Here is a 13,844-nt window from a genome sequence, read left to right as displayed (position 1 = left end):
ATGTCCTTTGCGGGATCAGTCTTCCTGCATGCCGAAACGGCGGTCGATCTCGCCCATCTTCTTGGCGTACCAGAAGATCAACGCGATGAACACGTAGATGGAGCCTTGTTGAGAGAACCAGAAACCCAGCGGGTAGCCGCCCAGGCTGATGCTGTTGAGGGCCGGGGCGAACAGGATGCCGGCGCCGTAGGACACCAGGAACCAGACGACCAGCACCTTGGTCAGCAACCCGAGGGTCGCAGACCAGTAGGCCTTTGCGTTGTTATCACTAGACATGAACGTCATCTCCTCAGAGTGATGCATTTGTTCGGCGGTGTGGGCCGCCACGTTTGAACGCCGCAAACACATTCGCGGCATTACGGGTTGCACTGTTGCGGGGGAGGCTTACAGTGAACTTAAGATTTCCCCCCGGCAGTGCCAAACCTAGGGTATGTCCTAGGTGGAATCTGCAGAGGGCGCACAGAGGGAGACGACGGGCGCGGTGCGCGGCCGTGCGGGGTCAGTGTGCGGGGGTGTCGCAGACCCCACGCTGGGCCACGCCGGCCGAGGCAAAACTGGCCATGTCGCGCAGGATGGCGGCGGCCGACACGAGCAGCGGCCAGGCCAGCGCGGCGCCGGAGCCCTCGCCCAGGCGCAGGCCCAGGTCCAGCAAGGGCTGGGCCTTGAGGTGGGCCAGCAGGAGCGCGTGGCCGCGCTCACCGGACTGGTGCGCGAACACGCAGCGCTGCAGCACCTGGGGTTGCAGGCGGGCGGCCACCAGCACCGCGGCGGTGGTGATGAAGCCGTCCACCACCACCACCCGGCGCTGGGCAGCGGCCCGCAACACGGCCCCCACCATGGCGGCGATTTCCAGGCCGCCCATGGCGGCCAGCACATCGAGCGGCTCGGTGGCGTCGGGGTGGCGCTGCAGCACCTCGCGCAGCACCGCCACCTTGCGCTGCACGGCGGCGGCGTCCAGGCCGGTGCCGGCGCCGGTGCAGTCCACCACGTCCAGCCCGGTCAGGCGGGCCATCAGCAGCGACGCGGCCGAGGTGTTGCCGATGCCCATTTCCCCCAGCAGCAGCACGTTGCCGGGCAGTTCGTCCACCAAGGCCTGGCCGTGGGCCAGCGCCTGTTCGCACTGGGCGTGGGTCATGGCCGGCTGGGCGCTGGCATCGGCCGTGCCGGGGGCCACCTTGCACAGGCGCAGCCCCGGGCGGGGCGCAAAGTCGTGGCGCACGCCGCAGTCCATCACCGTCAGGCCGATGCCGTGCTGGCGCGCCAACACGCTCACCGCCGCGCCGCCCGCCAGGAAGTTTTCCACCATCTGCCAGGTCACGTCGCTGGGGTAGGCCGACACACCCCGGGCCGCCAGGCCGTGGTCGGCGGCGAACACCACCAGTTGCGGCACCTGCAGTTCGGGCCGTTCGGTGCCCAAGATGAGGCCGAGTTGCACCGCCAGGGTTTCGAGCCGACCCAGCGCACCCAGGGGTTTGGTTTTCTGGTCGATGGTATGTTGCAACGCCTGCAGCAGCGCGGGCTGGCTCAGGTCGGGGACGGTGGGCGCGGTGTAGGCCATGGCGGGGCTTTCGGAGGGTTAGGGTTGAACGAGTTGCGCCAGGGCGCCGGGGGCGGTGTGGGCCTCCAGCGTGTCGGCCAGGCGGTCGAACACGGCGTAGAGCGTGGGGGCGGCGGCACCGAACAGGGCGCGCACCACGGCGGGGTCTTCAAACAGGCCGTGCAGGTACACGCCCAGCACGTTGCCGGCGGCGTTGTGCCAGCCCAGGCCCGGCAGCACCGGGTGGGCGCGGGCGCCCTGGGCCACCATGGCGGGGTGCAGCGCGGTCTGGCCGTGGTGGATTTCGTAGCCGCCCGCCTCCACCCCGTTCAGCGCGGCCCAGGGGCCGGCCTGCACCGACAGGCGCGCCCGGGTGGGCTGCACCGTTTTGTCGCGGGCAAAGGCGGTGACCAGCGGCAGCAGTCCCAAGCCGGGGGCGTTGCTGGCCGCGATGGCTTCGACGCCCTCGGTGTCGATGAGGGCTTCGCCCAGCATTTGCAGCCCGCCGCAGATGCCCAGCACCGCCCCACCCCGCTCGGCGTGGGCCACCACGGCCTGGTCCAGGCCCTGGGCGCGCAGCCAGGCCAGGTCGCTGCTGGTGTGTTTGCTGCCGGGCAGCACGATCCAGTCGGCGTCGGCCACGTCCGCCGGGCTGCGCGCCCAGCGCAGGCGCACACCGGGCACGTTCTTCAGCGCCTGGAACTCGTCCAGGTTGCTGATGCGCGGGTAGGCCACCACCGCCACCGTCAGCCGCACCGTACCGGCGGTGTGGGTGCGGTCGTCGAACACGCCGTCTTCTTCGGGCAGGCCGTGGTCGCGCTGCATGGGGACCGTGGCCACCGTGGGCACGCCGGTCAGGTCTTGCAGCATCTGCGGGGCCGGGGCCAGCAGGCTGGCGTCGCCGCGGAACTTGTTGAGCACGAAGCCCCGGAACAGGCGCCGCTCCTCCGGGGGCAACAGGGCCCAGGTACCGTAGAGGTGGGCGAAGGCGCCGCCGCGGTCGATGTCGGTGACCAGCCAGCAACGCGCCTGCGCGTGGCGCGCCACCCGCATGTTGACGATGTCGCTGGCGTGCAGGTTGATTTCGGCCGGCGACCCGGCGCCTTCGATCACCACCACGTCGTGCTCGGCGCGCAGTTCGTCCAGCGACTGGCGGATCTGGGGCCAGACGTGTTCGCTGCGGCCGCGCCAGGGCATGGCCGACAGCCCAGGATGGGCCTGCCCCAGCAGCACCACCTGGCTGCGGGTGTCGGCCTCGGGCTTGAGCAGCAGGGGGTTCATGCGCACGTCGGGCGTGGCGCGCGCGGCCAGCGCCTGGAAGTACTGGGCCGAGCCGATTTCGCCCCAGGCGCGACCGCCCGCCGTGGGCAGGCCGGCCACCACGCGGGCGTTGTTGCTCATGTTCTGCGCCTTGAAGGGCGCGACTTTGAGGCCCTGGCGGGCGAAGTGCCGACACAGCGCGGTGGTGAGCCAGCTTTTGCCGGCGCCGCTGGAGGTGCCGAGCACCATCACACAAAGGGCGGTCATGGGATAACGGTGGGTGGGGAGGGGCAAGCCCCGGCGGAGGCCTGTGCGGTCAATGCCGCACGCAGGGCCGCCAGCGCCGGGGGCGGCAGCACGCCCAGCCGCCACCAGCCGGGCAGGCCGAAAGAGGTGGCGTCGCGCAACTGCACGCCGTGGGCGGCGAGCGCGGCCGGGTCGAGGGTTTGGGGCGGGCGGGCACAGAGGAAGTTGGCGTCGCTGGGCAGAACCTGCCAGCCGTGGGCCCGCAGCGTGGCCAGCAGCTGGGTTTTCCAGCCGCGCAGGGTCTGGCGCGCCTCGGCCAACCAATGCTGGGTGGCGGGGTCGGTCCAGGCCTGCAGCATGGCCACGGCGTGGCTGCCCAGGGGCCAGGACGGGCCCAGCCGTTCCAGCGTGGCGGCGTCGGCCGCGGTCGGGGCGATCAGGTAGGCGCCGCGCAAGCCGGTCAGGCCCAGGGCCTTGTTCGGGGTCCACATCTGCCACACGCCCTCGGGCACGCGGGTGGGGGCGTGCGGGGTCAGGCGCAAGGGGGTGTAGGCGCAGTCGAGCACGGTGAGCAAGCGGCCGTGCGCCTCGGCGGCCAGATCTACCGTCTGGCCCAGGGGGCTGGACGGGTCGCACCACCACTGCAGGTCGGCTGGCCTGCCCGGCGCCGGCGCCATGGCCGGGCCCGACACCCAGGGGGGGGCCGGGGGCGACAAGCCCCAGGCGCTGGCGGCGTGGGCGTAGTCGCCGTAGGCGTGGGAGGGCCAGGCGGCGCTGCGGGCGCCCTGGCGCGCGGCCTGGGCGCTCAAGCGCACGATGGCCTCGCTGGCGCTGGCGGTTGGCACCAGGCGGTCGGGGTCCACCCCATGAAAAGCGCCCAGCGCGGCGCGCAAGGCGGTGTAGGCCGGGTCGGGGTAGCGGGTGGGGTCGGCGGCCTGCACCGCCGCCAGCACCCCCGGGCAGGGGCCGCAAGCGTTGGCGTTGGTGGAGAAGTCCCACCGCGCCGGACCGCTGGGGCCGGGGCCGCCGTGCACCCGGGTCATGCGCCCAGCCCCCCGGCCGCCACGTGCGGGGCCCAGTGCGCGACCACGGCCGTCCCCCCCCAGGCGCCCAGCACGGCCAGGGCGAGCCCGGCCATTGCCACCACCACCCGCCCGGTCACGGCCAGAGCGCGCGTGGCGTCGGCCGGGGTGGGCGCGCGTCCCATCGGGTTCAGTACATACACGCCGGGCTTGCCCAGGCGCACGTCCAGACCCAACGCCAGCGCCCCCATGGGCCAGCCCCCGTTGGGCGATGGCGTGCGCCGGGCCTGGGCGGGCCAGGCGCGCCAGTGCCGCCCGGGGGTGGGTGCCAGCAGCATCAGGGCCAGACCGGTCAGGCGCGCGGGCAGCCAGTTGAGGGCATCGTCGGCGCGGGCCGCCCATTGGCCGGCCCAGGTCCAGACGCGTCCCTGCCGTGCGCCCGGGTAGCCCCACATGGCGTCGGCGGTGTTGGCCCAGCGGTACAGCGCCGCCCCCGGCAAACCGGCCACGGCAAACCAGCACAGCGGCGCCACCACCGAGTCGCACAGGTTCTCGGCCAGGGTTTCCAGCGCGGTTTCACGCACCTCGGTGGCGCTCAGCTGGCTGACGTCGCGGCTGCACAGCCAGGCGAGGCGTTCGCGGCCCGCCGCCAGCGACACGGCCAGCGCCGCCTCGACCGCGGCCACCTCGTCGCGCAACATGCGCCAGGCCAGCAGGGGCTTGAGCGCCAGCGCCAGGGCCAGCGCCGCCCAAGCCCCCAAGTGCTGCAGCGCCACCGTTTGCAGCGCCCAGGCCAGCGCCGCGACCGCGACCGCGCCCAGCCACCAGGCGGCGGTACCACGCAGCCAGGGGCCCAGGCGGGGTGTGGGCGAAACATGGGCCACGGGGGGCGCTGACGGCGCCGGCGAGGGCACAGGGGTGGCGACGTCCGCGGCGGCCTCCACCGCGGGCGCGACAGGGGCGGCCCAGCGCCCGAGCGCCGCCAGCCACTGGCCCATCCACACCACCGGGTGCCAGCGCGCGGGCGGCTCGCCCCAGCGGTGGTCGATGGCCAGGGCGAGCAGCACCGCCAGGGCCAGGGTTTCAGGCGCCAGCGGCATCGTCGGCGTTCGCGTCGGTGGCAAACAGGGCGCTGGGGCGGTCCCAGGCGTCGTCGTGGACGCAGGCGGCCAGGGCTTCGCGCCGGGCCCAGCGCTGTTGCGCCAACATGGGCTCGGCGTAGTAGCCCGCCACCGGGCCCAGGCACAGCAGGGCGATGGGCTCGGCGCCCGGGGGCAGGCCCAGCAGGGCCGCCACCTCGGCCGGCTCGAACAGCGACACCCAGCCCATGCCCAGCCCTTCGGCCCGGGCCGCCAGCCACAGGTTCTGGATGGCGCAGGCGGCCGAGGCCAGGTCCATCTGCGGCAGGGTGCGCCGCCCGAAGACGTGCCGCTCGCGGCCGTCGCGCAGCACCACGGCCAGCAGCTCGGCGGCGTCCAGCAGGCCTTCCACTTTCAGGCGCATGAAGGCGTCCTGCCGCTCGCCCAGCGCCTCGGCGGTGCGCTGGCGCTCGGCCTCCACCGCCGCGTGCAGGCGTTGCCGCAGCGCCGGCTGGGTGATGCGCACAAAGCCCCAGGGCTGCATGAAACCCACACTGGGTGCGTGGTGCGCCGCGTGCAGCAGCCGGCGCAACACCTCGGGGGCGACCTGTCCGCCGACGAAGTGGCGCATGTCGCGCCGCTCGAAGATGGCGCGGTACACCGCCGCCGCCTGCACCGCATCAAACGGGGTGGCGGGCACGGTGGCGGCGCTCGGGTCCACGGGCGGGGGGTGGGCCACGGGCTCAGTCCTCGATGCCGCGCTGCGCCGGGATGCCGGCCTTGAAGGCGTGCTTGACCAGCGTCATCTCGGTCACGGTGTCGGCCAGCTCCACGATCTCGGGCGGGCAGCGGCGGCCGGTCAGGCAGACGTGCACATGGCCGGGCCGCTCGCGCAGGGTTTGCAGCACGCCGTCCAGCGGCAACCAGCCGTAGATCAGCGGGTAGGTGATTTCGTCGAGCACCACCAGGAAGTGCTCGCCGCTCAGGATGGTGGCCCGGGCCTTCTCCCAGCCGTCGCGCGCCAGTTGCGCCGAGCGCTCCAGGTCCTGGCTTTTCCAGCTGAAGCCGTCGCCCAGGCCTTCGATCGGGATGCCGATCTGCTCGAACATGCGGTGTTCACCGAAGCGCGCCGTCGGCACCTTCATGAACTGGTAGATCTTGACCGCCTTGCCGCGGCCATGGGCGCGCAGTGCCAGGCCGAAGGCGGCCGTGCTCTTGCCCTTGCCGTCGCCGGTGTTGACGATGACGATGCCGCGGCGTTCGCCTTCGGGTTTGTCGTAGGGTTTCTCGCTGGGCGGGGTTTCGATCTGCATCTCAGGTTCTCGTCGAAGGGTTCATCTGCGGCAAGGCCACCCACTGGCCGTCCAGTGCGCGCACCGCCACGCGGTGGTCGAACACGGCTTCGAGCGCGCGGTGCGTGGCGGGGTCGGCGCAGGCGCCCTGGTGGGTGACGCGGCCTTGGGCCATCACCACCAGTTCGTCGGCGTGCAGGGCCATGCCGATCTCGTGCAGCACGCTGACGACGGTGCGGCCTTCGCGCACCAGGGCCTGGACGATGGCCAGCCAGTCGGCCTGGTGCGGCGGGTCCAGGTTGGCTAGGGGTTCGTCCATCAGCAGCACCTGGGCCTCCACCGCCAGGGCGCGGGCCAGCAGCACGCGCTGGCGCTCGCCGCCGGACAGCTGGCCGAGCGAACGGGCCCGCCAGTCCCAGGCCTGGGTCGCGCGCAGCGCGCGCTCCACCGCAGCATGGTCGGCGGCGCTGGGCGGGCTGAGCCAGGCCTGGTGCGGCAGGCGGCCGAGCATGGCCACGTCCCACACGGTCAGGTCGTCGCCACTGGCCTCGTTCTGGCCCAGCCACGACAGGTGCTGCGCCCGCTGGCGGTGCGGCCAGTCGGGCAAGGACTGCCCCAGCAGGGCCGTGGTGCCGCTGTGCGGCAACAGGCCGGCCATGGCCTTGAGCAGGGTCGACTTGCCGGCGCCGTTGGGCCCGACGATGCTGGTCCAGCGCGCACGCGGCAGCGCCAGCGTGATGCCGTGCAGGATGGCCGTGTCGCCGAAGCGAACGCCCAGGTCGCGCGCTTCCAGCGCGGGGGTGTGGGGTGCGGGTGTGGCGCTCACAAGCCCCCTCCCCGGCCCAGCCGCGTGCTGCGGTGCATCAGCCACAGCAGGTAACCGCCGCCGAGCACCGCGGTGAGCACGCCCACCGGCAGCTCCTGCGGCGCGATCAGCCAGCGCGCCAGGGTGTCGGCGGCCATCAGCAGGGCGCCGCCCATGCAGCTGGCCAGCAGCATCAGGCGGCTGCTGGTGGTCTTGACCAGCGAACGCACCAGGTGCGGCGCCGCCAGGCCCACGAAGGCGATCAGGCCGGTCTGCGCCACGGCGGTGCCGGTGGCCAGCGCCAGCACCGCCACCAGCGCCGCGCGCATGGGACCCAGCGGCAGGCCCAGGCTGCGCGCCGTGGCATCGCCCAGGCTCAGGCCGTCGAGCACACGCGCCAGCAGCCAGGCCGCCAGCGTGCACAGCGCCCACACGCCCGCCATCAGGCCGGCAGCGGTCCAGCCCACGAAGCTGGTGGACCCCAGCATGAAGGCCTGCATGGCCTGCAGCGATTCGGGCGAGAACAGCAGCACCAGGTGCGTCATGGCGCCCAGCACCACGCCCACCACCACGCCGGCCAGCAGCAGGCGTAGCGTGTGCTGCACCCCGCGCGACAGCACCAGGGTCAGCAGCACCGCCAGCACCGCCCCGCCGAAGGCTGCGCCGGTCAGCCCCAGGCGGACCCAGACGCTGCTGGAAAACACGCTCACCGCCACGCCGCTGTTCATCATGCTGGCGCCCAGCATGCCGCCGGCCCCGCCCAAGGCCGCCAGCGCCAGCGCCACACCCAGCGAAGCGCCCGAAGCGCTGCCCAGCAGGAAGGGGTCGGCCAGCGGGTTGCGGAACAGGCCCTGCGCCACGGCCCCGGCCAGGCCCAGCAGCGCGCCCGCCCCCCAGGCCCCCAGGGTGCGCGGCAGGCGGATGTCGAACACGATCTGTCGCGCCATGGCGGTGGCGTCCGGGTCCTGTGCCGGGCTCAGCAAGGGGCCCACCAGGTTTTCAAACCCGGTGCTGCCCACGCACACGCCCAGGGCGGCCAGGGCCAGCGCCGCCGCCAGCAGGCCCAGCACCAGCCAGCCCGCGCGCTGGGCGTTCAAGGCCGCCCCCCCGCCCGGGCCACGGCCGGGGCCCGGCTGGCCAAGCAGCGCGCCATCAGGCGCGCGCCCTCGGCCATGCGCGGCCCGGGCCGCACCAGGGTGTCGGATTCTTCGGCCGGGAACACGCACAGGTGGCCCCCGTGCATGGCGCGCATCGCCATCCAGCCCGGGCGCTGGTTCATGCCGTCCACGCTGCGCTGGCCGACCATGATGAGGTCGGGGTTGGCGCGCACGATGTACTCGGGATTGAGCTTGGGAAACGGCCCCAACGCCGCCGGCACGATGTTGCGGGCGCCCAGCCGTGCCAGGGTTTCGCCAATGAAGGAGCCCTCGCCCGCCGCGTACGGCCCCGGGTTGACCTCGAAGTAGACCCGCGTGCCGCGCACCCCGGCGGGCAGCGACTGCGCGGCAGCGGAAACGGCGGCGTCGATGGCGCGCCACACCCGTGCGGCGTCCGGCACCTCCAGCAACTGGCCCAGCTTCATCATCACCCGCTGCACGTCGGCATGGGTCTTGGGCTCCAGCGCCACCACCTTCACGCCCAGGGCGCGCAGGCGCTCCGCGGCGCGCGACGAGGTGGCCATCAGCACCACGTCGGGGCGCAGCGCCACGATCTGCTCGATGTTCGGGTCCAGCCCGCCGCCCACGCGCGGCAGGGCTTTGACGGCAGCGGGCCAATTGGTGTAACGGTCCACGCCCACCAGCCGGTGGCACTGGCCCAGTTCGCACACGGTTTCGGCCAGTGATGGCAGCAGGCTGACGATGCGCTGCGGCGTGCGCTCAAAGGCCACCGCCACGCCGCGGTCGTCGGTGATCTGCAAGGCGGCGCGGGCCGGCAAGGCCCACCCGGCCAGCCACAGCAACGCCAGCCACAGGGTCCACAGTGCCCAGCGGTGCGCGCTCATGCGGCGCCTTTCAGGGTCAGCGGCAGGCCGGCGGCCATCAGCGTCACGCGTTCACAGGCGGCGGCCACCCGCTGGTTCAGGCGGCCCAGCGCGTCCACAAAAGCGCGCACCTCGCGCCCCAGGGGAATCACGCCCAAGCCAATCTCGTTGCCCACCAGCACCACCGGCCCGGGGGCGGCCGCCACGGCGGCACACAAGGCCTCACCCGCGGCCAGCACGCCGGCCTCGTCCAACGCCTGCGCGGGGTCGGCCGGCAACATCAGGTTCGTCAACCACAGGGTCAGGCAATCCACCACCACCAGGGTGTGGGCGTTGCTGTGCTGCTGCAGCGCATGGGCCAGCGCCTGCGGTTCTTCCACCGTGGACATGCCGGGCACGCGTTCGGCGCGGTCGGCCTGGTGCCGGGCGATGCGCTCGCGCATCTCGGCGTCCCAGGGCTGGGCGGTGGCGAGCATCACGGCCCGGTGTCCAGGGGCGACCGCCAGCCAGTCGCGTGCGATCAGTTCGGCCCGGCGCGATTTGCCGCTGCGCTGGCCGCCCAAAATGAATTCGCTGCGGGCGCCGCTCATGCCGCTGCCTCCACGGCCAGGCCACGTGCCAGGGCGTCGCGGGTCATCCAGTCGCCCACGATGCGGTGCAGTTGCTCCACGCCGTCGGTCAGGGCCGCCGGGCCGGGCTGCAAAATGTCGGCCGACTTGATCTCGAACAACTGGCCGGAGCGCACCGCCGGCATTTCGGCCCAGCCGGGCCGCGCCGCGACCTTTTCGGCGCGGAATTTCTTGCCGCACCAGGAGCCGATGAGGATGTCGGGCGCGCGCCGCACGATCTCGGCGCCGTCGGCGATGATGCGGTCCCGGCCCAGCGGCATGGCGGCCAGTTCGGGAAACACGTCGTTGCCGCCGGCCACGCCCAACAGCTCCGACACCCAGCGGATGCCGCTGATGTGGGGCTCGTCCCACTCCTCGAAATACACCCGAGGCCGGCGCTGGCCGGCGGCCACCCGCGCGGCCACGTCGGCACGCAGGGCGTCCAGCCGCTGGCGCCGTTCGGCGATCCAGGCCTCGGCAGGCGACGCACACCCCACCAGCGCCGCCACCTGGTAAAGCATGGCAAACATCTCGTCCACGCTGCGCTGGTTGAACACCGTCACCGGCACCCCGGCGCGGATCAAAGCGGCCGCGATGTCGGCCTGCAGGTCGGAAAACCCAAACACGTGGTCGGGCCGCAGCGCCAGGATTTTGTCGATCTTGGCGCTCAGGAAGGCGCTGACCTTGGGCTTTTCGTCGCGCGCGCGGCGCGGCCGCACGGTGTAGCCCGAAATGCCGACGATGCGGTGCTCCTGCCCGAGCAGGTAGAGCCACTCGGTGGTTTCTTCGGTCAGGCAGACGATGCGCTGCGGGCCCCAGGCGGCGGCGGTCGGGGCGGGGGTCACGGCGCCTCCGGCAGAAAAAGTTGGGCGGTGGCCTCGGGGTTGGACGGGAACCAGGCGTGGAAGTAGCTGGCCCGCACCGACCCCTGGCCGTAAACCGCCTCGGCCTTGCCGTGGGCGCGGGCCGGTTCGGTGTGGGCCAGCGGCGCCAGTGGCGACGCGGTGAGCGAGTAGTGGAAGGTGTGGCCGCGCAACTCGCCCTGCGGCGTGCACCAGCGCTGCGGCCCCAGCGCCGCCAGCCGCTTTTGCATCGCCACCTCGCCCGGCAGCAGGCCCCACATCGGCACGCGGGCGCCGTCGGCCAGGGTCAGGCCGTCGAACAGCGGCATCATGCCGCCGCATTCGGCCCACACCGGCCGGCCGGCCGCCACGTGCGCGGCCAGCGCGGCGCGGCAGCGCGTGCCCGCCGCCAAGGCCGGGGCGTGCAGCTCCGGGTAGCCGCCGGGCAGCCACACCGCGTCGCAGGGGGGCAGCGGGTCGTCGGCCAGCGGCGAGAAAAACGCCAGCTCGGCCCCCAACTCGCGCAGCGTGTCCAGGTTGGCCGGGTAGGTGAAGCAGTAGGCCGCGTCGCGCGCCACCGCCACCGTGCGGCCCCGCAGCAGCGGGGCCACCGGCCGGGGCGGCACCGGCGCAAACGGCACCGCCCAGCGCTGCCAGCCGGCGGCGTCCAGACGGCCCAAGGGGGTGTCGGCCAGGGCATCGGCCAGGGCGTCCAGCCGTTCCAGGGCGTCGGGCAGCTCGGAGGCCACCGTCAGGCCCAGGTGGCGTTCGGGCAGGGCAAACCCGGCGTCGCGGCGCAACGCTCCCAGCCAGCCGGTGTCCACCCCTGCCAGACCATCGACCGGGCCAGGCCCCAGGTAGTCGGCGCGCACCGAGGCGCGCAGCATGCTTTCGTGTCCGTCGCTGGCCACCCGGTTGGCCAGCACCCCCGCCCAGGGCAAACCCGGGCGGTAATGGCGCAGGCCGTGCACCAGCGCGCCAAAGGTGCCGGCCATGGAGCCGGCGTCGATCACCGCCAGCACCGGAATGCCCAGCTTCACCGCCAGGTCGGCCGCGCTCGGGTCGCCGTCGAACAGCCCCATCACCCCTTCGATCAGGATCAGGTCGCTGTGCGCGGCGGCCTCGTGCAGCCGCGCACGCAGGTCGTCCTCGCCGTTGAGCCACAGGTCCAAGTTGTGCACCGGGTGGCCGCTGGCCAGGGTGTGCCAGTGCGGGTCCAGAAAGTCCGGGCCGCACTTGAACACCCGCACCCGCCGGCCCTGCCGCGCGTGCAGGCGCGCCAACGCGGCGGTGACGGTGGTTTTGCCCTGGCCAGAGGCGGGGGCGGCGATGAGCAGGGCGGGGGCGTGGTGGATCATGGCGTTCAACGGCCCGTCCAGGTCAGGCCCGCAAACACGGTGCGGCCCGGCGTGGCGTAACCGCGTGCGGTTTCGTAGTATTTGTCCCCCAGATTGTCCACGCGCAACAGCAGCGTCCACTCGGGGGTCAAGGCCTTGCTGGCCGACAGGTTCAACAGGCCATAGCCCGGCAACAACGGTCGGGCATCGGTGACGCGGTCGTAGCGGTCGCCCGACAGCAGCACATCGGCCTTCAGGCTCCAGTCCTGCCAGGCGGTTTCAGCCCCCAGCTTCAGCAGGCGCTGGGCACGGCGTGCCAGGCGTTTGCCGGTGGTGGCATCCACCGGGTCCTGCAGATCCAGAGAAGCGGACCAGGCCACGTTGGCGGTGTGCGTGACACCAGACAAGGTCACCCCCTGGAGCTTCGCCCGGGCGGTGTTGGCGTAGCACCCAAACGTGCTGGCACACGCCCCGGGGCCGGCAAACGAAATCAGGTTGCTGATCCGGTTCTGGTAAGCCACCGCCGAAAAGGCGTGGCCTGAGCGCGCGAACTTCACACCCAACTCCCGGTTGAAGGCCTTTTCCGGAGCCAACCCGGCAAAACCGTACTCGCTGAAGCGTTGGTACAGGGTCGGGGCCCGGAAGGCGGTTCCGGCCGAGGCGGTGAGTCGCCAATCCGGTGCAAAAGCCCAGCCATACGCCAGGGCGCCGGTGGTGTGGCGGCCAAACTCGCTGTCGTCGTCCCATCGAGCATTGACTTGCCAGTGGTGTGCGCCCCGTTGGTGTCCGTAGCCCAGCGCCAGGGCGTCTTGCGAACGCCGGGTGTCCTGGGGCTGCGTGCCGGCGTTGCGCAAGCGATCGTCCCGACGCTCCAGGGCCACCGTCGCACTCACGTCGCGGTCGGTCCAGGTGCTTTGCAGCAGGGCCGTTTCGATCTGCGTCTTGGTGTCGTAGCTGGGCACAGCGCCCGGCGCCGGCAAGGTGGCGTAACGGTCATCGGCCCGGGTGAGGGCCAATTGCGTGGACCAGGCGTCGGACCATTTGGCCCGCCAATTGACGCCCAAGGCCGACAGCCGTTGCAGGGTCCGGTTGTCCTTGGCGTAGTTGGCGCTGTTTTTGTTGGTGGTGCTGTCGTAGCCGGCGTCGGCGTTGGAGTACACCCAGGTGGCGTTCAACTGGTGCCCCGCGACCAGGTCCTTGCCCAGCCGCAGAGAAGCGGTATTCCGTGCGTAGCCGTCCTGGTCCGGATTGGCCGCGGGCTGAATGTTGTAACCCTCGCTGACCTCGCGCCCCACCGCCACGGCATAGCGCCAGCCTGCTTGCGCACCACGCACGCCGGCGGTGACGGTCCGTGTGCCGTGGGTGGCCACCCCCAGCCCCAGGCTGGGGGTGAAACCGCCCTCACCGCCTTTGGTGAACACCTGGATCACACCCGCCACCGCATCGGAACCATAGACCGCCGCGGCCGGACCACGCAACACCTCGATCCGCTCGATCTGGCTCGCGGGAATCGCCTGACAGGTCGCGCCGCCACTGCCGGACTGGGTGTCGATGCGGATGCCATCGATCATCACCACCGTGTGGTTGGTGTTGCCACCGCGCAGGAACAGGTTGGTGGTGCCCAGAGGCCCGCCGTTGCGGGTCATTTCGATGCCGGGCAAATGCACCAGCACATCGGCCAGCGACACCGCCCCGCTGCGGGCGATGGTTTCGGCATCGACCACGCTCACATCGGCGAGGACATCGTTCAACGCGACCGCGGTGCGGGTGGCCGTGACCACCACGGTGTCCAGTTCGCCCGGCGGGGACTGCGCGATGGCCCCCATGGAGGTACA

General features: G+C 72.4%; 14 protein-coding genes and 1 riboswitch (1 of these 15 running past the window's edge). All 14 genes read right to left on the bottom strand.

Annotated elements, in window-relative coordinates; translation table 11 throughout:
* Window positions 1-15 precede the first annotated feature (15 nt).
* The 14 genes from HA630_RS20495 to HA630_RS20430 all read right to left on the bottom strand — a co-directional run bounded on the left by HA630_RS20495 (window position 16) and on the right by HA630_RS20430 (window position 13,835).
* Complete coding sequence (locus HA630_RS20495; protein ID WP_166837299.1) at window positions 16-276, bottom strand: DUF4212 domain-containing protein; 261 nt, start codon at window positions 274-276, stop codon at window positions 16-18.
* A gap of 223 nt (window positions 277-499) precedes the next feature.
* Entirely contained in the window at window positions 500-1,558 is a 1,059-nt protein-coding gene (gene cobT, locus HA630_RS20490) for a nicotinate-nucleotide--dimethylbenzimidazole phosphoribosyltransferase (protein WP_166837297.1), read from the bottom strand.
* A gap of 18 nt (window positions 1,559-1,576) precedes the next feature.
* Window positions 1,577-3,064: a cobyric acid synthase gene (locus HA630_RS20485; protein ID WP_166837295.1), complete on the bottom strand. Its 1,488-nt coding sequence runs from the start codon at window positions 3,062-3,064 to the stop codon at window positions 1,577-1,579.
* The gene (locus HA630_RS20480; RefSeq protein WP_166837293.1) at window positions 3,061-4,086 is read right to left on the bottom strand and encodes an aminotransferase class I/II-fold pyridoxal phosphate-dependent enzyme; all 1,026 of its coding nucleotides are present in this window, start codon (window positions 4,084-4,086) and stop codon (window positions 3,061-3,063) included. The genes HA630_RS20485 and HA630_RS20480 overlap by 4 nt, the downstream gene beginning before the upstream one ends.
* Entirely contained in the window at window positions 4,083-5,165 is a 1,083-nt protein-coding gene (locus HA630_RS20475; RefSeq protein ID WP_166837291.1) for a CobD/CbiB family cobalamin biosynthesis protein, read from the bottom strand. The genes HA630_RS20480 and HA630_RS20475 overlap by 4 nt, the downstream gene beginning before the upstream one ends.
* The gene (gene bluB, locus HA630_RS20470) at window positions 5,149-5,883 is read right to left on the bottom strand and encodes a 5,6-dimethylbenzimidazole synthase (protein WP_371809309.1); all 735 of its coding nucleotides are present in this window, start codon (window positions 5,881-5,883) and stop codon (window positions 5,149-5,151) included. Before bluB ends, HA630_RS20475 begins: the two co-directional genes overlap by 17 nt.
* A gap of 4 nt (window positions 5,884-5,887) precedes the next feature.
* Window positions 5,888-6,457, bottom strand: a complete 570-nt coding sequence (gene cobO / locus HA630_RS20465; protein WP_166837289.1) for a cob(I)yrinic acid a,c-diamide adenosyltransferase — start codon at window positions 6,455-6,457, stop codon at window positions 5,888-5,890.
* A gap of 1 nt (window position 6,458) precedes the next feature.
* Window positions 6,459-7,229 (bottom strand): ABC transporter ATP-binding protein, encoded by a 771-nt coding sequence (locus HA630_RS20460; RefSeq protein ID WP_208300191.1) that lies wholly within the window; start codon window positions 7,227-7,229, stop codon window positions 6,459-6,461.
* 29 nt (window positions 7,230-7,258) lie between these two features.
* A complete protein-coding gene (locus tag HA630_RS20455) occupies window positions 7,259-8,338 on the bottom strand; it encodes an iron ABC transporter permease (protein ID WP_166837287.1) in 1,080 nt (359 codons plus the stop codon).
* Window positions 8,335-9,243 carry an ABC transporter substrate-binding protein gene (locus HA630_RS20450; RefSeq protein WP_166837285.1) on the bottom strand — a complete coding sequence of 303 codons (909 nt, stop codon included), beginning with the start codon at window positions 9,241-9,243 and terminating at the stop codon, window positions 8,335-8,337. The genes HA630_RS20455 and HA630_RS20450 overlap by 4 nt, the downstream gene beginning before the upstream one ends.
* A complete protein-coding gene (locus HA630_RS20445) occupies window positions 9,240-9,812 on the bottom strand; it encodes a bifunctional adenosylcobinamide kinase/adenosylcobinamide-phosphate guanylyltransferase (protein ID WP_166837283.1) in 573 nt (190 codons plus the stop codon). The genes HA630_RS20450 and HA630_RS20445 overlap by 4 nt, the downstream gene beginning before the upstream one ends.
* A complete protein-coding gene (locus HA630_RS20440; protein WP_371809308.1) occupies window positions 9,809-10,675 on the bottom strand; it encodes an ABC transporter substrate-binding protein in 867 nt (288 codons plus the stop codon). Before HA630_RS20440 ends, HA630_RS20445 begins: the two co-directional genes overlap by 4 nt.
* Window positions 10,672-12,030: a cobyrinate a,c-diamide synthase gene (locus HA630_RS20435; protein ID WP_208300190.1), complete on the bottom strand. Its 1,359-nt coding sequence runs from the start codon at window positions 12,028-12,030 to the stop codon at window positions 10,672-10,674. The genes HA630_RS20440 and HA630_RS20435 overlap by 4 nt, the downstream gene beginning before the upstream one ends.
* 5 nt (window positions 12,031-12,035) lie before the next feature.
* Complete coding sequence (locus HA630_RS20430; protein ID WP_166837281.1) at window positions 12,036-13,835, bottom strand: TonB-dependent receptor domain-containing protein; 1,800 nt, start codon at window positions 13,833-13,835, stop codon at window positions 12,036-12,038.
* A riboswitch (cobalamin riboswitch) is annotated at window positions 13,793-13,844 on the bottom strand (it continues 235 nt past the right edge of the window). (Overlaps the previous gene by 43 nt.)

Source organism: Aquabacterium sp. A08, from assembly GCF_011742065.1.
Note: the sequence above shows the minus strand (reverse complement) of the source record. Positions and strands in the feature narration are given on the sequence as shown.

Coding starts and splice junctions, on each gene's coding strand:
- HA630_RS20445 (WP_166837283.1), bottom strand. CDS start 9,812: ATGAGCGGCGCCCGCAGCGAATTCATTTTGGGCGGCCAGCGCAGCGGC.
- cobT (WP_166837297.1), bottom strand. CDS start 1,558: ATGGCCTACACCGCGCCCACCGTCCCCGACCTGAGCCAGCCCGCGCTG.
- HA630_RS20430 (WP_166837281.1), bottom strand. CDS start 13,835: ATGGGGGCCATCGCGCAGTCCCCGCCGGGCGAACTGGACACCGTGGTG.
- HA630_RS20495 (WP_166837299.1), bottom strand. CDS start 276: ATGTCTAGTGATAACAACGCAAAGGCCTACTGGTCTGCGACCCTCGGG.
- HA630_RS20475 (WP_166837291.1), bottom strand. CDS start 5,165: ATGCCGCTGGCGCCTGAAACCCTGGCCCTGGCGGTGCTGCTCGCCCTG.
- HA630_RS20480 (WP_166837293.1), bottom strand. CDS start 4,086: ATGACCCGGGTGCACGGCGGCCCCGGCCCCAGCGGTCCGGCGCGGTGG.
- HA630_RS20450 (WP_166837285.1), bottom strand. CDS start 9,243: ATGAGCGCGCACCGCTGGGCACTGTGGACCCTGTGGCTGGCGTTGCTG.
- HA630_RS20435 (WP_208300190.1), bottom strand. CDS start 12,030: ATGATCCACCACGCCCCCGCCCTGCTCATCGCCGCCCCCGCCTCTGGC.
- cobO (WP_166837289.1), bottom strand. CDS start 6,457: ATGCAGATCGAAACCCCGCCCAGCGAGAAACCCTACGACAAACCCGAA.
- HA630_RS20485 (WP_166837295.1), bottom strand. CDS start 3,064: ATGACCGCCCTTTGTGTGATGGTGCTCGGCACCTCCAGCGGCGCCGGC.